This is a genomic window from Blautia caecimuris (assembly GCF_024622975.1).
In the GTDB taxonomy this organism is placed as follows: domain Bacteria; phylum Bacillota; class Clostridia; order Lachnospirales; family Lachnospiraceae; genus Blautia_A; species Blautia_A caecimuris.
Map to the genome: position 1 here is coordinate 16,556 of NZ_JANJZT010000017.1, position 22,981 is coordinate 39,536.

The 22,981-nt window shown below is 41.6% G+C and carries 20 protein-coding genes and 2 pseudogenes; 16 read left to right on the forward strand and 6 right to left on the reverse strand.

The features are described 5' to 3' along the window. Positions 1-1,785 carry an ABC transporter ATP-binding protein gene (locus NSA57_RS11430; protein ID WP_257464896.1) on the reverse strand — a complete coding sequence of 595 codons (1,785 nt, stop codon included), beginning with the start codon at positions 1,783-1,785 and terminating at the stop codon, positions 1-3. Between the two features lie 102 nt (positions 1,786-1,887). Between NSA57_RS11430 and NSA57_RS11435 the strand changes: the two genes are divergently transcribed. The 5 genes from NSA57_RS11435 to NSA57_RS11455 all read left to right on the forward strand — a co-directional run bounded on the left by NSA57_RS11435 (position 1,888) and on the right by NSA57_RS11455 (position 7,315). Beyond that, complete coding sequence (locus tag NSA57_RS11435; RefSeq protein ID WP_257464897.1) at positions 1,888-2,373, forward strand: GNAT family N-acetyltransferase; 486 nt, start codon at positions 1,888-1,890, stop codon at positions 2,371-2,373. Positions 2,374-2,403: 30 nt separating this feature from the next. Continuing rightward, a complete protein-coding gene (locus NSA57_RS11440) occupies positions 2,404-3,075 on the forward strand; it encodes a YkgJ family cysteine cluster protein (RefSeq protein WP_147600007.1) in 672 nt (223 codons plus the stop codon). Between the two features lie 131 nt (positions 3,076-3,206). Further along, on the forward strand, positions 3,207-3,701 hold the full coding sequence (locus NSA57_RS11445; protein ID WP_022067506.1) for a MarR family winged helix-turn-helix transcriptional regulator: 495 nt from the start codon (positions 3,207-3,209) through the stop codon (positions 3,699-3,701). After that, positions 3,694-5,427, forward strand: a complete 1,734-nt coding sequence (locus NSA57_RS11450; RefSeq protein WP_257464898.1) for an ABC transporter ATP-binding protein — start codon at positions 3,694-3,696, stop codon at positions 5,425-5,427. Before NSA57_RS11445 ends, NSA57_RS11450 begins: the two co-directional genes overlap by 8 nt. Next, positions 5,420-7,315: an ABC transporter ATP-binding protein gene (locus NSA57_RS11455; protein ID WP_257464899.1), complete on the forward strand. Its 1,896-nt coding sequence runs from the start codon at positions 5,420-5,422 to the stop codon at positions 7,313-7,315. The genes NSA57_RS11450 and NSA57_RS11455 overlap by 8 nt, the downstream gene beginning before the upstream one ends. A 202-nt stretch (positions 7,316-7,517) precedes the next feature. Here the strand turns inward: NSA57_RS11455 and NSA57_RS11460 are convergent, their stop codons facing one another. After that, positions 7,518-8,948 carry a phospholipase D family protein gene (locus NSA57_RS11460; protein ID WP_257464900.1) on the reverse strand — a complete coding sequence of 477 codons (1,431 nt, stop codon included), beginning with the start codon at positions 8,946-8,948 and terminating at the stop codon, positions 7,518-7,520. A gap of 367 nt (positions 8,949-9,315) precedes the next feature. Here NSA57_RS11460 and rsmH point away from each other — a divergent pair, with 367 nt between their 5' ends. The 3 genes from rsmH to NSA57_RS11475 all read left to right on the forward strand — a co-directional run bounded on the left by rsmH (position 9,316) and on the right by NSA57_RS11475 (position 12,368). After that, positions 9,316-10,371 (forward strand): 16S rRNA (cytosine(1402)-N(4))-methyltransferase RsmH, encoded by a 1,056-nt coding sequence (gene rsmH, locus NSA57_RS11465; RefSeq protein ID WP_257464901.1) that lies wholly within the window; start codon positions 9,316-9,318, stop codon positions 10,369-10,371. Positions 10,372-10,546: 175 nt separating this feature from the next. Then, on the forward strand, positions 10,547-11,014 hold the full coding sequence (locus tag NSA57_RS11470) for a MarR family winged helix-turn-helix transcriptional regulator (protein ID WP_257464902.1): 468 nt from the start codon (positions 10,547-10,549) through the stop codon (positions 11,012-11,014). Positions 11,015-11,024: 10 nt separating this feature from the next. Beyond that, positions 11,025-12,368: an MATE family efflux transporter gene (locus NSA57_RS11475; RefSeq protein ID WP_257464903.1), complete on the forward strand. Its 1,344-nt coding sequence runs from the start codon at positions 11,025-11,027 to the stop codon at positions 12,366-12,368. Here the strand turns inward: NSA57_RS11475 and NSA57_RS11480 are convergent. After that, a complete protein-coding gene (locus NSA57_RS11480; RefSeq protein ID WP_173752959.1) occupies positions 12,357-13,244 on the reverse strand; it encodes an AraC family transcriptional regulator in 888 nt (295 codons plus the stop codon). The two genes, NSA57_RS11475 and NSA57_RS11480, sit on opposite strands and share 12 nt — an antisense overlap. Before the next feature lie 161 nt (positions 13,245-13,405). Here NSA57_RS11480 and NSA57_RS11485 point away from each other — a divergent pair, with 161 nt between their 5' ends. Continuing rightward, positions 13,406-14,770, forward strand: a complete 1,365-nt coding sequence (locus NSA57_RS11485) for an L-fucose/L-arabinose isomerase family protein (protein ID WP_257464904.1) — start codon at positions 13,406-13,408, stop codon at positions 14,768-14,770. Then, positions 14,745-15,506 (forward strand): annotated as a pseudogene (locus tag NSA57_RS11490) (substrate-binding domain-containing protein); the annotation flags it as partial. The gene NSA57_RS11485 and the pseudogene NSA57_RS11490, both read left to right, overlap by 26 nt. Before the next feature lie 359 nt (positions 15,507-15,865). Here NSA57_RS11490 and NSA57_RS11495 read toward each other — a convergent pair. From NSA57_RS11495 to NSA57_RS11505, 3 genes are all read right to left on the reverse strand, one after another. Further along, complete coding sequence (locus NSA57_RS11495; RefSeq protein ID WP_008687245.1) at positions 15,866-16,009, reverse strand: WxxxWxxW domain-containing protein; 144 nt, start codon at positions 16,007-16,009, stop codon at positions 15,866-15,868. Between the two features lie 54 nt (positions 16,010-16,063). Further along, positions 16,064-16,744, reverse strand: a complete 681-nt coding sequence (locus NSA57_RS11500; RefSeq protein WP_008687246.1) for a dihydrofolate reductase family protein — start codon at positions 16,742-16,744, stop codon at positions 16,064-16,066. Positions 16,745-16,909: 165 nt separating this feature from the next. Beyond that, complete coding sequence (locus NSA57_RS11505; RefSeq protein ID WP_008819043.1) at positions 16,910-17,545, reverse strand: helix-turn-helix domain-containing protein; 636 nt, start codon at positions 17,543-17,545, stop codon at positions 16,910-16,912. A 212-nt stretch (positions 17,546-17,757) separates the two neighbouring features. On the opposite strand from NSA57_RS11505, the gene NSA57_RS11510 reads away from it, so the two are divergent. The 6 genes and pseudogenes from NSA57_RS11510 to pap all read left to right on the forward strand — a co-directional run bounded on the left by NSA57_RS11510 (position 17,758) and on the right by pap (position 22,845). Continuing rightward, positions 17,758-17,919, forward strand: a complete 162-nt coding sequence (locus tag NSA57_RS11510; RefSeq protein ID WP_162210806.1) for a hypothetical protein — start codon at positions 17,758-17,760, stop codon at positions 17,917-17,919. Positions 17,920-18,032: 113 nt separating this feature from the next. Beyond that, positions 18,033-19,094 (forward strand): replication initiation factor domain-containing protein, encoded by a 1,062-nt coding sequence (locus tag NSA57_RS11515; protein WP_330671338.1) that lies wholly within the window; start codon positions 18,033-18,035, stop codon positions 19,092-19,094. After that, positions 19,094-19,297 carry an excisionase gene (locus NSA57_RS11520; RefSeq protein ID WP_257464906.1) on the forward strand — a complete coding sequence of 68 codons (204 nt, stop codon included), beginning with the start codon at positions 19,094-19,096 and terminating at the stop codon, positions 19,295-19,297. Before NSA57_RS11515 ends, NSA57_RS11520 begins: the two co-directional genes overlap by 1 nt. A gap of 78 nt (positions 19,298-19,375) precedes the next feature. Beyond that, positions 19,376-20,569, forward strand: coding sequence for a site-specific integrase (locus tag NSA57_RS11525; RefSeq protein ID WP_257464907.1), 1,194 nt, complete (start codon positions 19,376-19,378; stop codon positions 20,567-20,569). Between the two features lie 164 nt (positions 20,570-20,733). Then, positions 20,734-21,033 (forward strand): annotated as a pseudogene (rhaM, locus tag NSA57_RS11530) (L-rhamnose mutarotase); the annotation flags it as partial. 342 nt (positions 21,034-21,375) lie between these two features. Continuing rightward, a complete protein-coding gene (gene pap, locus NSA57_RS11535) occupies positions 21,376-22,845 on the forward strand; it encodes a polyphosphate:AMP phosphotransferase (protein ID WP_257464908.1) in 1,470 nt (489 codons plus the stop codon). Positions 22,846-22,981 lie beyond the last annotated feature (136 nt).

The window sequence follows — 22,981 nt, forward strand, 5'->3', positions numbered from 1 at the left end:
TCATGAATTGGCCTCCTTTCCTTTTGCGGGAAGTTCTCCGGTATTTTGCATTGCGTCATATTTTTTCCTTTCATCGGGAAACTGAGAGAAAAAGATCTCTCTGTATGGGGCGCAGGATTTTAAAAGTTCTTCATGAGTGCCCTGACCGGCCAGGGTTCCGTCGTCCAGAACAAGGATCAGGTCAGCCTGACGGATACTTGAGGAACGCTGGGATACAAGAAAAGTGGTTGTTTTGTGGCTGAGCGTGTGAAGCGATTTTCTCAGGGCTGCATCTGTGGCAAAGTCAAGAGCGCTGGCGCTGTCATCCAGAATGAGGATTTTAGGATTTTTGATCAGAGCCCGGGCAATGGTAAGGCGCTGGCGCTGGCCGCCGGAAAGATTTTTTCCGTTTTGCTCCAGAGTAAAATCAAGCTGTCCCTGTTTTTTTTCTACGATTTCTTTTGCCTGTGCCATGGAAAGAGCTTCCCAGATTTCTTCATCAGAAGCATTTTCCCTGCCAAGCTTCATGTTTTCCCGGATAGTACCTTTAAACAGCACGGCCTTTTGCGGAACAATTCCGATTTTGCTGCAGAGATCTGCCTGAGAATATTTACAAATATCCTGACCGTTAAGAAGAACCGTTCCCTGATCTGCATCATAAAATCGGGAGATCAGATTCACAAGGGTTGTTTTTCCACTTCCGGTACCGCCGATAATGCCCACCGTCTGGCCTTTTTTTACGGAAAAGCTGATATTGGAAAGACTGGGAGCCTTGGTTCCGGCATAGGAAAAGGTAACGTCCTGAAAAGCAACTGCGCAGTCTGAGACTGGCTGTGTTTTGGTTTCAGTTACATAATCCATGGAGGACTGGACGTTCAGAATATCAGCTACACGGCCTGCACAGGCGGCTGCCTTATTCAGTGTGATGATCAGAGAGGCAAGCTTAATAAGCTCAACGATCATCTGAGCCATGTAATTGTAAAGAGCTACTGTTTCTCCCTGCTGCATACTGCCCATATTTACCTGGACTCCGGCTGCGCTGATCAGAAAAACAGTGGCAATGTTAATGAGAACATAGGTAGCCGGATTCAGAAGCGCAGAAAGCCGTCCCACAAATTCGTTAAGCCTGGTCAGTTCACGGTTACTCTCGTCAAATTCTTTTACAGCTTCTCTTTCCCGGCAGAAAGCCCGTATCACGCGGACTCCGGTAAGATTTTCTCTTGTAAGACCTGTAACTCTGTCAAGCTTTCCCTGAACTTTACGGAAAAGCGGAATGCTGAGATACATAATAACAAAAACAACAAGGAAGAGGACCGGGATTGCCACAACAAACACCAGGGCGCAGCGTACATTAATGGTAAACGCCATAACCATGGAGCCCAGAACGATAAAAGGGCTGCGAAGCAGCAGCCTGAGTCCCATGTTCAGTCCGTTCTGCACCTGATTGATATCATTGGTCAGTCTTGTGATCAGGGTGGCGGTTCCAAGACGGTCAAGCTCAGAATAGGAAAGTCCCTGTACATGATCAAACACAGACTGACGAAGCTCTGCGGCAAATCCCGTACTTGCTTTTGCTGCAAAAAACTGGGCGGTGATACTGACAGTCAGACCTGCGCCTGCCATAAGGATCAGAATCAAAAAGCTCCGGATAATGACACCGCGGTTATTTTCTGCAATTCCCACATCGATCATGTGAGCGATCACAACAGGAACCATCAGGTCAAATACAACTTCCAGAAACTTGAAAAAGGGAGCAAGTATGGTCTCTTTTTTGTAGTTTTTTAAATAGACAGCGAGAGATCGCATGTTCTGTTTCCTCCGTTTCTATATAGGGTTTCTCAGGGGGAATCCTGATTGACAACCAATATTATACTCCTGTACAATGAGATAGAAAAGGAGAAAAAACAAATGAAAATAAGAAAAGCAGAGAGAAAAGATCTTTCCGATATTCTGAGGATTTATACATATGCAAGAGAGTTTATGAAGAAGCACGGAAATCCTGACCAGTGGGGAATGGTTTATCCTTCTCCGGAGCTTGTCCGGGAGGATATGGAAAAGGGAATCTGTTATGTGTGCACGGAAGAAGAACATATTGCAGGTGTATTTGTGTTTTTTAAGGGAGAGGATCCTACATACCGGGTGATCCGGGAGGGAAACTGGCACAGAAACAGCCCCTATGGAGTGCTGCACAGAGTGGCGTCTGACGGAAGTATAAAGGGAATCGCAAGGTTCTGTTTTGACTTTGCAAAAGAGAACTGTGATTATCTGAGAATCGATACCCATAAGGACAACATTCCCATGCAGAACACTCTGGCAAAAAACGGATTCTGCAGATGTGGGATCATTAATACTGACGACGGTTCCCCGCGAATCGCCTATGACTGGGAAGCCTGAGAGAAAAATCTTACAGAGGAGAATTTTATTATGAAGCGAAATGTTACACTGGAAGAAATTTCTGACGGAAATTTATATGAAGCAAACGACATGGTAAAGGCAGACTGTCAGGACTGCAAAGGGTGCAGCGACTGCTGTCAGGGAATGGGAGATACAGTGATTCTTGATCCTTTAGATGTGCACAGGCTTTGTGCGGGATTAAAAAAATCACCGGAGGAGCTTCTGGGAAGTGTTCTGGAGCTGGGAATCACTGACGGAAATATTCTTCCCCATCTTGCCATGAGAGGGGAGCAGGAGTGCTGTGTGTTTCTGAACACAGAGGGACGCTGCTCCATACATGATATCAGACCGGGATTCTGCAGACTGTTTCCTCTGGGACGCTATTATACAGAGGACGGATTTAAGTATATTCTTCAGATCCATGAATGCAAAAAGAAAAACCGTTCCAAGATCAAAGTAAAAAAATGGCTGGACACTCCAAATCTGAAACAGTACGAAAAGTTTGTCCTGGACTGGCATAATTTTCTTCTGGATGTTCAGGAGGTGTTTTATGAGACAGAGGATGAGACTTTGATTAAGAACCTGAATATGTATGTTCTCAGCAGGTTTTATTATACTCCATATAAAGAGGACGAAGATTTTTATCCGCAGTTTTATGTTCGGCTGGAAGAAGCGAAGAAGCTGTTAGAGCTTGGAGTATAACAGAAAAAGAGCAGTTAGAAGAAATGGAACGAAATGGGGAACAGACCTGAAAAAAGTATTGACATTAAAATTTTCTGTCTGTATAATATGAAAAAGTTAGGACGCTAACTAAATAAATTGAGGTGCAGATCATGCAGGATATTGATGAAAAAATAAGGAACATGCATACGGGAAGACTGGTGAGGATGCTGAATCACCAGCTGAAACGGAATCAGAAGCCTGAGGAGGCTGTGGAGGATGACGAGCTGACGCCGATGCAGAGGCATATACTGAATTATATTTTGCTGGAAACTCTTCACAGAGATATTTATCAGAAAAATCTTGAAGAGGAGTTCCAGGTCAGGAAATCTACAGTATCAGGTATTCTCAAGCTGATCGAAAAAAACGGGTTTATCTACCGGGAAAGCGTAAAAGAGGATGCCAGACTGAAAAGAATCCTTCCCACAAAAAAAGCAGAGGCTCTGCGTCCAAGTATTCTGGAGCATATTCATGAAACCGAGATCCGTATGACTGAGGGTGTGTCAGAGCAGGATCTTTTTCTGTGCAAAAAAGTTCTTTATCAGATGTGTCAGAATCTTGCAGAAAAGAACAGGGAGAATAAGGAGGTAGACAGAAAAGATGAATAAGACACTTTTACGATCAGTCCGGGAATACAAAAAACAGTCAGTGCTGGCTCCGTTATTTGTAATCCTTGAGGTCCTGATGGAGGTTCTCATCCCCATGGAAATGGCAAAGATCATTGATGTTGGCATTGCCAAGGGGAATATCAACTACATTGTCCAGCGCGGGCTGATCCTTGTGGTCATGGCTATGCTGGCTTTGTGGTTTGGCGTGATCGCAGGAAAAATGGCGGCAGTGGCAGCAGCCGGCTACGCAAAAAATCTGAGACATGATATTTTTTATAAGGTACAGGAATTTTCTTTTAAGAATATCGATCATTTTTCCACTTCAGGACTTGTTACCAGAATGACAACTGATATTACAAACGTGCAGATGGCATACATGATGAGTATCCGTCTTCTTGTAAGGGCTCCGATCATGGTGCTGCTTTCATGGGTCATGACATTAATGATCAATGTAAAAATCGCGCTTTTATTCTTGATCGTGATTCCTCTTCTTGGCGGAACCCTTATCTTTATTGCAAAGAAAGCCCATCCCCACTTCGTCAAGGTGTTTGACGAGTATGATGTGCTGAATAATTCTGTTCAGGAAAACGTAAATGCGTCCCGTGTGGTGAAGGCTTTTGTCAGAGAAGATTTTGAGATCCGTAAGTTTCACGGAATTTCCAAATATGTGTATGATCTTTTTACAAAGGCGGAAAAAATCGTATCATGGAACTCTCCGGTTATGCAGTTTACCATGTATACGGTGGTTCTTCTTCTGGTTGCTATCGGAGGAAAGAGCATTGTTTTTGGAAGTATGGCAACAGGAGAGCTTACCAGTGTGATCGTGTATGCGCTTCAGATCCTGATGTCCCTTTCCATGGTTACCTTTGTGTTTGTTATGATCATGATTGCAGAGGCATCTACAGACCGTATTACAGAGGTGCTGAAGGAAGTGCCGGAAATGGCAGATAATGAGGATTCTGTAAAAGAGGTTCCAAATGGAGAAATCGTATTTGACCATGTAAACTTCAGCTATGGAGGAAAGGGCGGAAATCTTTCCCTGAAGGATATTAATCTTCATATCAAATCCGGTCAGACAGTTGGAATTATCGGCGGAACCGGAAGTGCAAAGTCCACCCTGGTACAGATGATCCCCCGTCTCTATGATGTGACAGAGGGAAGCGTGAAGGTTGGCGGAATCGATGTACGTGATTATAACCTGGAAGCTCTGCGGGACCAGGTATCTATGGTTCTCCAGAAAAATGTGCTGTTTTCCGGTTCCATTTATGAAAACATCCGGTGGGGAGACGAAAATGCCAGTGATGAAGAGGTACAGAGAGTGTGCAGACTGGCTCAGGCAGACGGATTTATCAATGAGTTTCCGGCCGGATATAAAACCCAGATCGTTCAGGGAGGAAACAATGTTTCCGGCGGACAGAAGCAGAGGCTCTGTATTGCAAGAGCGCTTCTGAAAAAACCGAAGATCTTGATTCTGGATGATTCCACAAGCGCGGTTGACACAAAAACAGACGCACTGATCCGTAAGGCATTCCGTGAGGAAATTCCGGATACTACAAAGATCATTATTGCGCAGCGCGTTGCTTCTATAGAAGATGCGGACCAGATCATTGTTCTGGACGGAGGTGCTGTTGCAGGTGTGGGAACCTCTCAGGAGCTTCTTAAAACAAATGAAATCTACAGAGAAGTATATGAATCTCAGGTACGGGGAGGTGAAGAGAATGAATAAGAAACAAAACGGAAAACCAAAGCTGTCCAAGGATACGTTAAAGACAGCAAAGCGCCTTCTGAAATATGTGACAGAAACCTATAAAATGCGTTTTATCCTGGTGTTTGTCTGTATTCTTATCAGCTCTGTGGCAACGATCTCCGTATCTTTGTCCCTGAAATTTTTGCTGGATGATTTTATTATTCCGCTGATCGGACAGCAGAGTCCGAACTTTACAGAGCTTTACCGGGCGCTTGCAGTTCTGGGATGCATTTTCCTTCTGGGAGTGGTTTCCACCTTTATTTACACCAGAATGATGGTTTATATCGGACAGGGTGTTCTGAAAAAGGTGAGAGACGATATGTTTGAACATATGCAGACTCTTCCGATCCGCTATTTTGACCAGAGGACAAACGGCTCTATTATGAGTCTTTACACAAACGATACCGACACTCTGAGACAGATGATCAGCCAGGCAATTCCCCAGGCGCTGATGTCCTTTTTTACCATTATTGTCACTTTTATTTCCATGGTGGCATTGAGTCCGCTTCTGACAATTCTGGCTGTTGCAGTTATTTTTGTTATGACTTTTGTTACCAGAAAGATCGGTGGGAACAGTGGAAAGTATTTTGTCAGCCAGCAGATGTCTCTGGCAGATGTAACCGGCTTTGTGGAAGAGCGCATGAACGGACAGAGAGTTGTCAAGGTATTTAACCATGAAAGAAAATCAGAAGAAGAGTTTGATAAATTAAACGAAGCTCTTTTTGAAAGCGCTTCCAGAGCAAATACTTTTGCAAATATGATGGGACCGGTAATCGGAAATATCGGAAATCTTCAGTTTGTTCTTACAGCAGTTCTGGGCGGTTTCCTTTCTGTTATCGGAGTAGGTGGAATCACTCTTGGAGTTATGGCTTCCTACCTTCAGTTTACAAAAAGCTTTACTCAGCCGTTTATGCAGGTGGCTCAGCAGTTTAACTCCATTGTTATGGCGCTTGCAGGAGCAGAGCGTATTTTCCAGCTGATCGACGAGGAGCCGGAAAAAGATGAAGGTTATGTGACTCTTGTAAATGCCAGAAAGGACGAAAACGGAAATATTACAGAATGTAAGGAGCGCACAGGAATGTGGGCATGGAAACATCCTCATTCTGCAGACGGTTCTGTTTCCTATACAGAGCTGACCGGAGATGTTGTTTTTGAGAATGTGACCTTTGGCTACAATGAAGATAAAGTAATCCTGAAAAATATCAGCCTGTATGCAAAGCCTGGACAGAAGCTTGCTTTTGTAGGCTCTACAGGAGCCGGAAAGACTACGATCACCAACCTGATCAATCGTTTTTATGATATTCAGGAAGGCAAGATCCGTTACGACGGAATTAACATTACAAAGATTAAAAAGGATGACCTCCGCCGTTCTCTGGGAATTGTCCTGCAGGATACGCATCTGTTTACCGGTACGATTATGGATAATATCCGTTATGGAAAGCTGGATGCCACAGACGAAGAGGTTTACCAGGCAGCGCGCCTTGCCCATGCAGATCAGTTTATCCAGATGCTTCCTAATGGATATCAGACAATGCTCAGCGGTGACGGTGAGGAGCTTTCACAGGGACAGAGACAGCTTTTGTCCATTGCCAGGGCAGCAGTGGCAGATCCGCCTGTACTGATTCTTGACGAGGCAACTTCAAGTATTGATACACGAACAGAGAGTATTGTACAAAAAGGTATGGACAACCTGATGAAAGGACGTACTGTATTTGTAATCGCGCACAGACTTTCCACAATCCGCAACAGTAATGCGATTATTGTTCTGGATCATGGAAATATTATTGAAAGAGGCGATCATGAGGATCTGATCAAAATGAAAGGAACCTATTATCAGCTTTATACAGGAAAGCTGGAACTGTCATAAAAACACATATAGCTACAAAAAAAGAGACACTGCACAGGAAATGGATGTTCCGGGGAGCTTCCCCCGGAGCGCATTTCCGGATGCAGTGTCTTTTTTTGTAAATATTTTTAAAAGACAGAAGTAATGATCTGAGCTGCAGAAGGCTTATTAGAAACAGCCTGATCAATGAAAGGAAGTTTTTTATTCTGCAGACTCAGAAAGATTACAGGAATTTTCTGAGAGGTACAGTAAGAACCCGAAGAGTCCAGTAGAAGATTTTCTTTCCTGTACTGAGTTTTTTTGGAACATAGTTTTCGCCCTGAATATAGTTTCCGTCAGGTCCCATGGTTTTACTGTAGGTCTTGTCTGTTTCTGCTTCTTTTCGGATCATGGAATTTAATTTCTCTGAGTCAATGGCAAGCATCAGCTCTGTATCCTGGTAGGTGCTTCTCATATCCAGATTGTAGGAGCCCACAATACTCATTCTGTCATCGATCAGAACTGCTTTTGTATGGCAGGAATGACCGCCCATAAATTCATAAACCTTTGCGCCGGTTTTCCAGATTTTTTCTTTCTGGTTCAGATAATCCGTGCATCCCCAGGGGTTTGCTCCGCTGGTAACATCATTGGTAATGATTTCAAGGGGAATATTGTTGTCCTTCAGGTCTGTAAGATCCTGGTACATCTCTTTTCCGCAGATGATATAGGGGGTGTAGATAAGCGTTTCTTTTCCCTGAAGCATAAGCTGGTGGATGGAATACCACATCCAGGGCTCTTTGTTTTCTGCTTCCAGAGGATTGCAGAGAAGGGAAATTTTATTTGTCTCAAAGGTGAGCTTCTGGAAATCCCAGTCCGTATAAGCCTTCGGATATGTTTCTTTCAGCTTCTGATAACGGTTGTTCAGAGACGCAATACATTCCTGAATTTCATCAGAAAGTTTTTTGCAGGTAAACTCCCGGCTGTCCTTCAGAGCCCATATTTTTTCAAAATAAGCTTTGAGCTGATAGAGAGAGGAAGCTTTATTATCTTCTGTCTCATACACAAAAATTTCTCTGTCAATATTTTTTGATTTGGAGTAATCCCCAAGAAACAGATTGGTTGTATTTCTTCCTCCCAGCAGGAACATCTGATGGTCAATGATCAGATATTTGTCATGGAGACGGGCCTGCATTTTCCAGGGCTTTAAAGGCGTGAGCGGATTGTAGATGCGAAGAGAAATGTTCTTATGGGAGGCCAGAGCCTGGAACCACTGGGTTCCTTTTCCCTTTACATCCAGAAAACCGCTGAAGCCGTCAATGATCACCCGGACTTTTACGCCTCTGTCCGCGGCACTCATAAGCGCAGCCATAACATCTTTTCCGCCTTTGTCGGCGTTAAAGTCAAAGGTAGAGAGAATAATTTCCTGCTCTGCCTGTTCGATCATCTGAAGGCGATAGAGAAGAGCGTCTGTGTTGTCGTTTATGTAGGCAATCCGCTCGCTTCCCGCCTGGGAGCTGTAAAACTCTCTCTGACTGAAGTCATTCTGAAAATTTTCTGAAACTTTTTTGTGCCGCAGATAAGGCACTGTAAGCAGAGCAATATAGATTAAAATAAGAATAAAAATAATCCTGCCCGGTGTCAGAAGCCCAAAGAAAAACCTGCGTTTCATGTTCATTCACCACTTTCTTTTTTCTAACTGGTATGACAGTTTTATAGTTGTAATGAAACATTCTATGCCAAATCAGGAAAAAAGTAAAGAAGAAAAATGTTAATCTTTCGTCAATTTTTTTAGAGGATTCTTTTCATTGTGATTTCAGAGATTTTCTGATATTCTAGTATAGTAACAAGTTTTTCTGATAAAAGAAGGTTTTTAAAACAGCTTTTATATCAGCAGGCAGGTATGTACTGTACAGCCATATTTTATCTGAATGCAGAAAAAGGTAAAATCGTTCATTGTAAAATGCCTGTGATCTTAGAAGCTGTAAGTTGGTTACCAAAAATGATTTTATAAAAAATAACAGAAACAGACAGGAGAATAGATAATGGAAAATCAGGAAAAACCACATAAACGCCGCGTGCGATATTCCGGAACCCACCCGAAGCGGTTCAGTGAAAAATATAAAGAGCATCAGCCGGAAAAATATGCAGATGTGGTAGAAAAAGTAATACGAAAAGGAAGTACTCCGGCAGGTATGCATATTTCTATCTGTGTGAAGGAAATTCTGGATTTTCTTCAGATACAGCCGGGACAGCGCGGCCTGGACGCTACCCTGGGATATGGAGGGCATACTCTGGAGATGCTGAAATGTCTGAAAGGAGAGGGACATATTTACGGGCTGGACGTAGACCCCATTGAATCAGAAAAAACAAAAGAGAGATTGAAAAAACAGGGATTCGGAGAAGATATCCTTACAGTTAAGCTTCTGAATTTCAGAAATATTGACCAGGTAGCAGAGGAAGCAGGGAAATTTGATTTTGTTCTGGCTGATCTGGGAGTATCCTCCATGCAGATCGACAATCCGGAGAGAGGTTTTTCCTATAAAGTGGACGGCCCTCTGGATCTGCGCATGAATCCTCAGAAAGGAATCAGCGCGGCAGAGCGTCTGAAAGAGGTGACTCAGGAGGAGCTTTACGGAATGCTTCTGGAAAATGCAGACGAGCCCTATGCTGAGGAAATTTCAAAAGCGGTGATCCGTCAGAGAAGGATTCGTCCTATTGAAACTACCACAGATCTTAAACAGGTGATCGAGCAGGCTTTAAGCTTTATTCCGGAAAAGGAACGGAAGGAGGCTGTAAAAAAATCCTGTCAGAGAAGCTTTCAGGCCCTTCGCATTGATGTGAACAGTGAATTTGAGGTGCTTTATGATTTTCTGGAAAAGCTGCCTCAGGTGCTGGCTCCAAACGGAAGAGCGGCAATCCTTACCTTCCATTCAGGAGAGGATCGTCTGGTAAAAAAATCTTTTAAACAGTTTTATAAGGAGGGAATTTACAGTGACATCAGCAAAAATGTGATCCGTCCCTCACAGGAGGAGTGCGCCAGAAACAGCCGCGCCAGATCTACAAAGATGCGCTGGGCAATCCGGGCACAGGAAATTTAACAGAAGAGTTATATCAGGCAGGGCATAAGGCCCTGCTTTTTTTATAAAAACTTCTTGCATATAATACGGATTCGTATTATAATACCAAATAAACAAAATACGAATCCGTATTATAAAGCAAAGAGACAGATGAAACGAAAGACAGTATCTGCTCTGAGAAAAGGGAGGAACAGAAATGAAGCAAATCAGAGAAGCCATAGACAGGATGAACCAATGTATGAACCGTCTTGACCGTTTGTATTACATGGCTGCAAGAAAACTGGGGGTTAAGGACAACAGCCTGCTTCTTTATTATGTGCTGAGTGATGAAAAGGCTCATTCTCAAAAAGAAATCAGCGAAGAATGGCTGGTTCCCAGAACAACTCTTAATACAGTGGTAAAAGAAGCGGTAGAGAAAGGGTATATCAGACTGGAAACTCCGGGCAGTACAAGAGAAAAAACACTTATTCTTACAGAAAAGGGAAAGCTATATGCTGCAAGCCTGCTGAACAGAGTTTTTGCAGCAGAGGAACAGGCCCTGGAACGGACTCTGAGAGAATTTTCTTCAGACCTTATGAAAGGAATGGAGGTGTTTACGGATTACATGCAGGAAGAATTTCAAAAGGAGATATTTGATAAGGAGGAGCTGCCGTCCGGGGAATAAACGGAGGGTATTGACAGAAGTTATGGATTCAAAGACATTATTTACAAAAATATCACCGGTAAAGCTGTTTTTTATTGCGTCGGTTCCAGGCGCAGTGAGTATGCTGGCTTCAGCTCTCTATCAGGTAATAGACGGGATACTGGTTGGCCAGATTCTGGGAGAACTGGCTTTTGCAGCCCTGAACCTTGCCATGCCCTTTGTGATCATTAATTTTTCACTGGCAGATCTGATTGGTGTAGGTTCCGCAGTTCCTATTTCTGTAAGTCTTGGAAAAAAGGAAACAAAACGCGCTGATAATATTTTTACCTGCGCCTGTATAATGATCGTAGGCGCCGGAGTGCTGATCGGAACCGTTCTGTATGTTCTGGCAGAGCCTCTTCTGAAGCTTATGGGGGCACAGGGGGAGCTTCTTGAGCTGGCAGTTCAGTATCTGAGAGTATATGCCATGTGTGCCCCGATTACTACTATTATTTTTGCAGTGGACAATTATCTGAGAATCTGCGGAAAAATAAAGAGCAGTATGTTCTTGAACATATTTATGTCTGTACTGACAGCTGTTCTGGAGTTTACGTTTTTGTACATATTCAAATGGGGAATCTGGGGAGCAGGACTTGCGACCTGCGCAGGAATGTTTGTCTGCTCCGCAGCAGCCTTCTGGCCGTTTTTCCGGGGCAAAATGGAGCTTCATTTCTGCAGGTCGGAGTTTTCTGTAAGTATGGTAAAGCAGATCATAAGCTGCGGGATGCCGAACTTTCTCAACAACATTGCAGGGCGTGTTACATCTATTCTGCTGAACATTTTGCTTTTGCGAATGGGGGGAGCGCAGGCGGTATCTGTTTATGGAATCCTTATGTATGCCGAAGGCTTTGTACAGCCTCTTCTTTATGGCATGTGCGATTCTCTGCAGCCGGCAGTCAGCTATAATCTGGGAGCAGGAAACCCGGGGCGTATCCGGTCCATTGAAAAATGCTGTTATACGGCAAGCGCGGTCATATCATTTTTATCTGCAGGAATATTATTTTTCTTCCCTGAATTGATCACGCGGATGTTTGTAAATAATCCGGATGCAGCTTTTATGGAAATGTCCCGGCAGGCAGTTATGCTGTTTGCCCTGACCTATGTGACAAGATGGTTTTCCTTTGCAACTCAGAGTTATGTGGTAGCGGTGGAAAAAGCAAAAGAGGCAACACTGATTTCAGTTTCTACGGCGCTGATCTTACCGGTGGTTCTGATAGTAGTCCTATGGCCTTTGGGACTTACCGGAATCTGGCTGAACTTTGCCGGAACTTCGGTGCTGGCCGGAATCATGTCATTTGTGATTTTGAAGAAATCGTCAGTCAGATCAGCGAGCTGATGGTGGTTTGGCAGGTTCATTGCTGCACCAAGCTTTTCGAAAGTTCAGAGGAGTGCAGCCTTCGTGTTTTTTAAACAGACGAATAAAATGGCTGACCTGGTGAAAGCCACAGGCAAAGGCAATTTCTTCTACGGAAATATTTTTATACTTCAATAAAACTTTGGAATGGTTTAGGCGTGTAATAATCAGGTATTCATTAGGTGGGGTGCCGATATAACGTTTAAATTCTCGAGCAAAATGGTATTTGCTTATGCCTGTTTTGTCTGCGAGGTATTCTAAAGTAAGTGGCTCGCGGAAATGGGTATCTATTTCTTTTAGAGCAGTATTCAGAAAATCAGGCATTAATCCAAGACAAAGCTGTTCTGTTTCATTTTCAATTAAAATCTGTGTGAGAATTTCAGTAATCAGGCTAGATATAAGGATCTCTGAATGGAGATCCTTTTTTTGTGTAATAGAAAGAATACGGCGCAGGGTACTTTCCATAAAAAAAGGATCAAGGGAATCCAGAATACGGAAATTGTTGCGTAGAAATTCTTCGTAATATCCTAATGCAGAAGGACCATTAAAATGAAGCCATAAAAATTTCCACTGCTGTTTTTTGAGACATTCATAATAGTGATGGTTCATACAGTCGATATAGGCAAGAGAACCGGGGAAAAGGGTAAAAGTATTGTTCTGATATTTTAACAGACCTTTTCCGGACAAGGTATATATTAAAAGAAAACTGTTCAGATTTTCTCTTTCTGTAAAGTAAGGGGGAAAAGTAGAGAAATCACCTGCTTCCTGTACATAAAAGAAGGTCTGACGGGCTTTGGGAGTGGCGGTGTTGATAAAACGAATAGAATCGTCTGTCCAGCTGAAGTTCAGATTTTCCATATATTCATGTGTAGCTGAGTTTCTCATAAGAACCTCCAGTAAAAGCAAGATTATGATATTTTATGCAAATATAGTTTGATGTATTCTAAATTATATCAGTATATAATCAGGTTGTAAACGATGAAATACGATAACAAGATTACAGTATAAGGAGTGAAAATATGAGCAATCTGAAAAAAATAAAAGAACCTAAAAGAGCCAGAATTGGTTTCTACAGTGCTGGCTTATGCACATATTGGGAACAGTTTGAAGGGCTTTATAACTGCCTGATCGGATATAATAAATTTATTGAAAAGAAACTCAGCCAATGGGGTGAGGTTTATAATTTTGGAATGGTAGATACAGAGGAAAAAGGCAGAGCTGCAGGAGAGTTTTTTAACAAAAGTAATGTAGATATTGTTTTTTCTCATACAGCTACTTACTATACAAGTGCCTGTGTGCTGCCGATACATCAGATCAATAAGGCGCCGACAGTGATTTTGAATTTGCAGCCTACACCAGAAATGGCATATGAGTCTACAGGTACAGATCGTTGGTTGGCTCAATGTGTAGGATGTTCTGTGCCGGAGATTTCAAATGCATTTAATCGAGCTGGTATTCCGTTTCGTGTAGTAAATGGATTACTTGGACTTTATGAAACTCCGACATTTGCCAAGGCAGATGAAGTGACGGAGAAAAGGCCAGAAGCAATGAAAGCATGGAAAGAAATTGAAGAATGGTGTGTAGCTGCTTCTGTACAAAGAACATTAAAGTGGAGCAGGTTTGGACTTTTGGGAGGATATTACAGCGGAATGCTGGATATGTACAGTGATTTTACTATGCTGCAGGCACAGACAGGCATGGACGTTGAAATTTTAGAGATGAGCGATCTGGATTATTATCTGAAATCTGTGACAGAGAAAGAGGTACAGCAAAAATTACAGCAAATACAGGATTTTTTTGAAATTTCCGGGGATTCTCCCTCAGATCCTATTGCGAGAAAGCCCTCACAAGATCAATTAAACTGGTCAGCCAGAGTTGCATCTGCTCAGGAGAAAATGGTACGTGATAGAAATTTGGACAGTGTATCGTATTATTATCATGGACGAGATGATTATTTTGAAACAGTACAAAGTGGATTTATTGTAGGATTTTCACTGTTGAATGCGAGGGGAATTGCATGTGCAGGAGAGGGAGATATAAAAACAGCTCTGGCAATGAAAATTGCAGATATATGTGGTACGGGTGGAAGTTTTTGTGAGATTGTTGCCGCTGATTTTAACAGAGACACCATGATTCTGGGACATGATGGTCCATTTCATTTTGCAATTTCAAAAGGGAAACCAATTCTTCGGGGGATGGGAATTTATCACGGAAAGCGTGGAAGCGGTGTTTCGGTAGAAGCAAAGGTACAGCCGGGAAAGGTGACAACTCTTGGAGTAACACAGACGAGAGATGGCCATTTAAAATTTAACATTAGTGAGGGAGAAGCGATTGATGCACCGATTCTTTTGAATGGAAATGGATGCAATCTGTATTGCAGGTAATGATGAAAATGCACTTCAGGCATGTCTTAGTGAGGCAATGGACGCTGGAATTAAAGTGTCTTGTCTGGATGCAAAAGTTAATCCTGCAAGCAGAATGACTTTTGTAAATCAAGCAGGAACGAAAGAGATAGGGGAAGCCTTGATGGATGCGGTGCTGGATATTTCCGGCGGAGAAGGACAATGGGCGATACTTTCTGCTACTTCACAGGCTACAAATCAGAATGCATGGATTGAGGCTATGAAAGAAGTGATGAAAGAAGATAAATACAGTAAGCTGGAACTTGTGGAGATTGCATATGGCGATGATGAACCACAGAAATCAACAGATGTTACACAGGCACTTTTACAAAATTATCCGGATTTAAAGGTGATCTGTGCACCGACAACAGTAGGAATTGCATCAGCGGCTAAGGTACTTCAGGATTCAGGGGCTTCCTGCAAGCTGACAGGCTTGGGATTGCCTTCAGAAATGTCTGAATATATTGGTGATGATGAAGCCCATTCTTGTCCATATATGTTTCTTTGGAATCCAGTTGATGTTGGAAGGTTAGGTGCCTATACTTCAATTGCATTGGTAAATGAAGAAATTACAGGAGTATCAGGAGATAAATTCACTGCCGGAGAACTTGGTGATTATGAAGTTATTGAGGCGTCAGATGGAGGAACAGAAGTAATTCTGGGAGCTCCGTTTAGGTTTGATTCGTCCAATATTGATGAGTGGAAGGATGTTTATTGATTTGGAAATTCATTGTTAATTGGAAATACCCTTGGAATCGGGAATAACACAGAGACATTAGTGTGCTATTCCCGGACAAAGAAAATCAGAAGGCACTATTTCGGAGGAAGAAAAATGATAAAGGGATTTCTTGTAAATTTTATATCTATTTTTAGATTATCCACATAAATACTATGTTTTCAAGTATTTTGAAGTATAGAAAATCATTCATTTTACCACGAATTTACCACGATTGATTGAGCCTTGATATGACAATAAAATAGCGCTAAAAAGACACCCTTAACTTAAGCGGTGTCTTTTTATGTACGGATATGAAATTGTCAAACTGAGATTTGTACTTCTGAACAGCTTGGATTTATCTATTTCACGATAAATCTATAAATTGCATAGGCAACCCATATAATCCAAGAAAAAAACCACAAATCAAAGAGAATACTTATTGTTAAATAAACGATAGCAACAGCGATTGCTATTATCCAATTTTTCTTTTTAGTATATTCCATAATCAACCACCTCCACAACTGCAAATCTATCCCAGTTATATAAACTGGGATTTGTCAATGAATCACCTCATAGCGTAATCTAAGATACGAGTTCTCCAAAACTACACATTCTTGCAACTTCACAACACCCAATTTTGATAATTCGCATTCTTCTGTCAAAGACTTTCCATCAATTAGAGTAGAAGTATCCTTGCCGCCAATCAAAACAGGTGCAATAATAATATCTACATAATCAAACAGCTTTTCACGAAGAAATAAGTTATTCAATGTTCCTCCAGTCTGGATTGTTATTCTCTCACAACCATATTCCGATTTAAGTTTTATAAGTGCATCTTTTAAGGATAATTCATTTTGGTATATGATATGAAGATTTTCATCCTCTACGTTAAAGGCAGGATGTCTTGTATTCGTCGTAATCAGCACAAACTCTTTTGATAAAGCACAAAAATAGCGAATACCATTTTCATTCAAATGTTTATTATCAATTACAACAAAGGAAACCGGTGTTTTCCTTGGTATTTTCTTTTTATTTACTCCCATTTTTTCTTGCACTCTACCCGAGTTGAAAGACCACAAATCTGTTGTCTGCTCTATTTCGTAATATTGGTGTAATCCCTCATTAACGCCTTTAATTTTAGGAAAATCCTTATCTACATCCAAATCATCTGTTGCACCAGTACTTATTTTCCCATCAACAGACATTAGCATAAACAATGTTGTAATAGGTCTATCCATTTTATCTTTCCTCCACAAATTCCAATTCGCTTTCTTCATATCCATATTATAACAGTTCCATATATCCGCCACAACAAAAATCAGCATACCCTTTGATATTTTTCTGCCTTGAAAATGCACACTTCTTTCTTCCTCTTGATTACCCAACACAGAAAAGAAAAAAGGCTACTCGTCCTCATTATCAAAATGATTATTCCTTAATACTTCCCGTAACAGTTCCATATCTTCTTTTGAATTGGGGTTTATCATTTTTACAACCTGATAAGGCGTACCGTACTTGTGTCCGTCTGTGCTTTCCCCAAACATATCCATGCTGTATAAATCATCATAGCGGTTTAATATTTTCTGAAATTTCAAGTGCTGGATAAATTCCTTGATAGGGTAAAGGTCGGACGCTTGTATCTCCGTTCCGTTGATATAGTCTGTGATGTATTTCCGCAACTGTTCCAGCTCATACTCCAGCCATTCTTCTTCGCTGTCAAAGAAGTTATCATAGTGTCCATGTTTCAACTCTGCATTTAGGCGTTCTTCCGTCCTTAAAAACTGGCAGACTTCCTTTTCGGCTTGATTAACATACTTCCATTTTCCCGACAATAATTCATTGGGCGTTACTCCCAGCACGTCCATTATCTTTTCCAGCGTATCAAAGGTAGGATAGTTTACCCCTCTTTCAATCTTGGAAAGGCTCTGCATATTGATACCGATTTTGTCCGCAAGCTCCTGCTGTTTCATTTTCCTGTGTTTTCTTATGGTCTGTATGTTCTCTCCTAAGAAAATCATTTTCTTTATATAACCCTCCATAACTTAGTATAACCGCTCCTTTCGTTGCTTTTCTTTCTGTTTATAAGCCTATCATACTTATTTTATTTTGAAAAGTCAATAAAAACTTCTTGACAAGTAATCCTGCTGGCGTTATTATCGTATCAGATGAAGTGATTAAGCACGCTAGGGTCAATCACACACTTGAGTAAGCATATAGATGAGTTGTTTTCGCTTTGACAGCATGAACAGGCATGGACTATCAGACCGAAAATCATGGTTTCCAAAAGGGGCTGGCTGGACGGGACACGTCCCCCAGACGTGGAGCGGACAGACAGTTCCTTTTGGAAAGGGAACGCCTTTCGGCGTTCGCAGAGGGCGTATATGTAACACCGCCCTGCGTATACATGTCATAGTACCTAGAAACTGTGATAAATAAAGGAAAAAATGCAATTTATACCCCGCAAAAAATCGGGGCATACGAAAGGAGCAATGCACTATAACTACACACAAAAATTTATCCGTTAAGATTGATTACATCAGCATTGTATTTGATACTGCAACCGCCGAAGATGTCATCATGCACATTTTAGGTTTACCGACTGACATTTTCAATATCTATCCGGCAAGCATTAAATACAAAACCTATCAAGCACGCTGGCAGATTGGAGATATTTATGTATCGGGGGACGCAAGAAAAACAGAGGATAACCCACAAGGGTTAGGCTGTTATCTTGTTATGACTGGCAGAGGTTGTGATGATATTTTCCGTATTCTCAACAGCAGAAACTATACCTTTGGGGATATGTTCAAACATTGTGAAAGAAGATACGGACTGGATAATTTCCACTTCACAAGACTTGATATTGCCATTGATGATAAGAACGAAAAGCCATTCTTTACCATAGAGCAGATAAAGAAGAAATGCGAAAAAGAGGAATTTATTTCCAATAGTGAGGGCTACCACTTTGATGAAAGCAAGTTTGACGATTTCGACACCGCAAAAACGGTTTATATCGGTGCTGGAAAATCGGGATTGTCCTACCGCTTTTATGACAAGGATAAGGAAGTCTGTTCAAAACATAATAAGACGCTTGATGAAGTCGGCAGTTGGAAACGGACAGAAATGCAACTGCGTGATGATAAGGCTCATGCCTTTGCCATGACATTCAAGGACAGACCGTTGGAACTGGGAGAACTGGCTTTCGGGCTATTGGCAAACAACCTACGCTTTGTCGTACCAAACAGAAATGAAAGTAATAAGAGCAGATGGAAAACATGTCGGTTTTGGGAACGCTTTTTAGGGGCTGTGGAAGTCTTAAAACTGCAAGTACCGAAACTACATAATTCTCTTGAGGAAACACAGCAATGGCTTACAGAGGGTGGCGTGATTTCCGCTGTCAAAAGTTTTTACTTCTTGGAAGAACATGACGCATTAGGTGGACTGGAAAAAGTGGGAACTATGCTTGATAAGGCAAGATACAGCACTTCCCTTTCCAGTAAACTGACCGCTCACTTACAGAGGATAAACCGCACCGACCTTATCCCCTATATCCAGTATGACACGAAACAAGGGAAAGGGGGTATCTGATGAATAACAACGATATTTCCGTATGGGAAAAATACACCCTTACCATTGAAGAAGCGTCAAAATATTTCCGTATTGGAGAAAACAAATTAAGACGCTTGGCAGAGGAAAACAAGGACGCTGGCTGGCTCATTATGAATGGCAACCGCATACAGATTAAACGCCGACAGTTTGAAAAGGTCATTGATAAATTGGACGCAATCTAATGCAAATGAGCCTTGTATGTGTTATGATGAACACAAGTCATATCAAGGCTCTTTCCAACAAGGAAAGGAGCAGACACCATGAAAGAAAAAAGACGGGATAACAAAGGTCGTATCCTGCATACTGGAGAGAGCCAACGAACAGACGGAAAATACTTATATAAATATGTGGACGCATTTGGAAACACAAAATATGTGTATGCTTGGAGATTGACACCCACAGACCCGACACCAAAGGGAAAACGGGAAAAGCCCTCACTTCGTGAACTGGAACAGCAGATAAGACGGGATATTGAGGACGGTATCGACAGCACAGGCAAGAAAATGACGCTTTGCCAACTCTACGCCAAACAGAACGCACAGAGGGCAAATGTGAAGAAAAGCACACAGAAACAACGGGAACAGCTCATGCGGTTATTGAAAGAGGACAAGTTGGGTGCTAGGAGCATTGATACGATAAAACCCTCTGACGCTAAGGAATGGGCGTTACGCATGAAAGACAAAGGCTTTTCCTACAATACCATTAACAACCATAAACGCTCGTTAAAAGCGTCATTCTATATCGCCATACAAGACGATTGTGTAAGGAAGAACCCTTTTGATTTCAAGTTGAGTGAAGTCCTAGAAAATGATACCAAAAAGAAAGTCGCATTGACAGAGGAACAGGAACAAGCACTACTGTCATTCATCAAGACGGACAACGTGTATCATAAGTATTACGATGATGTACTGATACTGTTAAAGACAGGACTTCGTATTTCGGAACTGTGCGGACTGACAGTAGCCGACATTGATTTCAAAAATGAAGTTGTGATTATCGACCACCAGTTATTAAAGAGCAAGGAACAGGGCTACTATATTGAAACGCCTAAGACAAAGAGCGGAACAAGGCAAGTGCCATTAAGCAAGGAAACGATACAAGCATTTCAACGGGTTATGAAGAAACGCCCAAAGGCAGAACCATTTGTGATAGACGGACGGGGCAACTTCTTATTTGTCAATCCCAAAGGCAAGCCTAAAGTTGCGATTGATTACAGCACTTTATTTGTCCGTATGGTAAAGAAATACAACAAGCACCACATGGACAACCCTTTGCCACATATCACACCGCATACGCTTCGCCATACGTTCTGCACAAGACTGGCAAGCAAGAACATGAACCCGAAAGATTTACAGTATATCATGGGGCATTCAAATATCAGTATCACAATGAACTGGTATGCTCATGCGTCCATAGATACCGCAAAATCAGAGGTTCAGCGTCTAATTGCATAGAAGTATTTACCACGATTTTAACCACGATTGACAGGGAAAATATAAGAAGATAAGCCTAGATATGTGAGGTTTACCACAAAGGCAAAATGCCCGTAGAGCCGATAAAATAAGGCTTTGCGGACATTTGAGAAGATATAAAAAGATAGTTAAAAAGACATATATAATTTAGTGATAAATTATATGAAGGTCAGGAAGTGGAATATGAAAAACGTCATAATCTTCTCTGGCCGGAAATGAAAGAGATGATACATAGGTATGGTGGAAAAAATTACACAATTTTTTTGGATTCCAATTCATTAATACTTTTTGGTTATATTGAGATTGAGGATGAAAAGCTTTGGCGTGAGGGCGCAGAAACAGAGATAAATAAAAAATGGTGGGATTATATGGCAGATATTATGGAAACAAATCCCGATAATAGTCCTGTTTGTGTGAATCTCAAAAAAGTTTTTCATCTGGATTAAAGTAAATAAAAATGTGACGGCTCAAAATGCAGGTTATATATTATCGAAATGTAGGTATTATATAATCTGCATTTTTATAGGATTAAAAAAGTGATGCGGTTTATGCTGCTGTGATAGAAAATATTTGCATGAGTATTTTAGGTGGAAGATGTAAAATTTTGTTATAGATGTAGTGAAAACTTTTTGAAATATGAATTTATGAGAGTATGGCTTGGAAAAAGCATTGATATATATAATGAAAAAATGTATATCTCATAGAATTTAACAGAAAATAATGTTATACTACAAATAAAAACAGTTAATATAGGCGAAACAGAAAATTCTGAGAAACGGGGTGAGCATATGCTGAAGGAATGGATGCCGGGTGAGATTCCGGAAAAACGGGAATTTGAGGAGCAGCTTGATAAAAACAGGAACAGGCTTTATGATCTCCAGACAAAGATCAAGGAGCACCGGCTTCCGGTGCTGGTACTTTTTGAGGGATGGGCAGCGGCTGGAAAGGGAAGTGTGATCGGAAAGGTGATAAAAAATATTGATCCCAGATTCTTTAAGGTTGCAACTATGGCATCTCCGTCAGAAGAGGAACTTCGAAAGCCTTTTTTGTATCGTTACATGAAGCAGATTCCGGAAGAAGGAAAGTTCACTTTTCTGGATTCCGGCTGGATGGAGCAGACAACAGAAGAGGTTTTGAAGAAAAAGCTTACGGAAGCAGAATATGAAAAAAGAATTGAAAGTGTTCGGCGTTTTGAGCGGCAGCTTACAGATAACGGGTATCTGGTGCTGAAATTTTTTATGCACATTGACAGAGAAGAACAGGATTCCCGCATGAAAGGTCTTCTGGAAGAGGAGGACACAAAGTGGCGTGTAACAAAATTTGATCGGTGGCAGAATAAACACTATGGAAAATGCAAAAAAGTGTTTGACCGCTATATGAAGGATACGAATCTTCCTTCCTCGCCCTGGTATATTATTGATGCAGGAAACCGGAAATGGGCGGAGCTTCAGGTGCTGGATACCATGATCAGCAGTATTGAGATTGCCATGCAGAACCGTCTGCATTCTTCGCCTCTGCTTCAGAATGTTTTTCCTCTGGTAAAAATGCCAAAGCTGGCAGAAGTAGAGCTTCAGGGGAAAGAACTGAACGAGGAAGAGTATCATCATGAGCTGAAGCAGCTTCAGAAACATCTTGGGGAGCTGCATAATCGTTTATACCGGAAGAGAGTGCCGGTGATCATTACCTATGAAGGCTGGGATGCGGCAGGCAAAGGCGGAAATATAAAGAGGATAACAGGAGCTCTGGATCCCAGAGGCTATGAAGTACATCCCATTGCCAGTCCGGAGCCTCATGAGAAGGCCCGGCATTATCTCTGGCGTTTCTGGACAAGACTTCCCAAAGACGGTCATATTGCGATTTTTGACCGCACCTGGTACGGAAGAGTGATGGTGGAACGTCTGGAGGGCTTTTGTACAGAAAATGACTGGAAAAGGGCATACAATGAGATCAATGAGTTTGAAAAGGAGCTTTCTGACTGGGGAGCTGTGATCATTAAATTCTGGGTGCAGATTGACAAGGATACTCAGCTTGCCCGTTTTACGGAACGCCAGAACAATCCGGAGAAGCAGTGGAAGATTACAGAAGAGGACTGGCGCAACCGTGAAAAATGGGATCTGTATGAGGATGCAGTGGACGAAATGCTGAAAAAGACAAGTACCTCTTTTGCTCCCTGGCATATTTTGGAATCAGTGGATAAAAAATATGCCCGGATCAAGGCACTTAAAATTGTCATAAGGGAGCTGGAAAAGCATATTTGAATGAAATGTATAAAGAAACAGATGAAAAGCATTCAGATTAATATAAAATGCCAGTTTACAAGATTCAATTCTGGAAATATAATTTGAGAGATGTGGAATTGATTTCACAGAACAAAAGAATTTTCAGGAGAGAATA

Coding starts and splice junctions, on each gene's coding strand:
- NSA57_RS11470 (WP_257464902.1), top strand. CDS start 10,547: ATGAAGCAAATCAGAGAAGCCATAGACAGGATGAACCAATGTATGAAC.
- NSA57_RS11480 (WP_173752959.1), bottom strand. CDS start 13,244: ATGGAAAATCTGAACTTCAGCTGGACAGACGATTCTATTCGTTTTATC.
- NSA57_RS11440 (WP_147600007.1), top strand. CDS start 2,404: ATGAAGCGAAATGTTACACTGGAAGAAATTTCTGACGGAAATTTATAT.
- NSA57_RS11495 (WP_008687245.1), bottom strand. CDS start 16,009: ATGGAATATACTAAAAAGAAAAATTGGATAATAGCAATCGCTGTTGCT.
- NSA57_RS11510 (WP_162210806.1), top strand. CDS start 17,758: ATGGACTATCAGACCGAAAATCATGGTTTCCAAAAGGGGCTGGCTGGA.
- NSA57_RS11500 (WP_008687246.1), bottom strand. CDS start 16,744: ATGGATAGACCTATTACAACATTGTTTATGCTAATGTCTGTTGATGGG.
- NSA57_RS11455 (WP_257464899.1), top strand. CDS start 5,420: ATGAATAAGAAACAAAACGGAAAACCAAAGCTGTCCAAGGATACGTTA.
- NSA57_RS11485 (WP_257464904.1), top strand. CDS start 13,406: ATGAGCAATCTGAAAAAAATAAAAGAACCTAAAAGAGCCAGAATTGGT.
- NSA57_RS11525 (WP_257464907.1), top strand. CDS start 19,376: ATGAAAGAAAAAAGACGGGATAACAAAGGTCGTATCCTGCATACTGGA.
- pap (WP_257464908.1), top strand. CDS start 21,376: ATGCTGAAGGAATGGATGCCGGGTGAGATTCCGGAAAAACGGGAATTT.
- NSA57_RS11445 (WP_022067506.1), top strand. CDS start 3,207: ATGCAGGATATTGATGAAAAAATAAGGAACATGCATACGGGAAGACTG.
- rsmH (WP_257464901.1), top strand. CDS start 9,316: ATGGAAAATCAGGAAAAACCACATAAACGCCGCGTGCGATATTCCGGA.
- NSA57_RS11430 (WP_257464896.1), bottom strand. CDS start 1,785: ATGCGATCTCTCGCTGTCTATTTAAAAAACTACAAAAAAGAGACCATA.
- NSA57_RS11435 (WP_257464897.1), top strand. CDS start 1,888: ATGAAAATAAGAAAAGCAGAGAGAAAAGATCTTTCCGATATTCTGAGG.
- NSA57_RS11520 (WP_257464906.1), top strand. CDS start 19,094: ATGAATAACAACGATATTTCCGTATGGGAAAAATACACCCTTACCATT.
- NSA57_RS11505 (WP_008819043.1), bottom strand. CDS start 17,545: ATGGAGGGTTATATAAAGAAAATGATTTTCTTAGGAGAGAACATACAG.
- NSA57_RS11450 (WP_257464898.1), top strand. CDS start 3,694: ATGAATAAGACACTTTTACGATCAGTCCGGGAATACAAAAAACAGTCA.
- NSA57_RS11460 (WP_257464900.1), bottom strand. CDS start 8,948: ATGAACATGAAACGCAGGTTTTTCTTTGGGCTTCTGACACCGGGCAGG.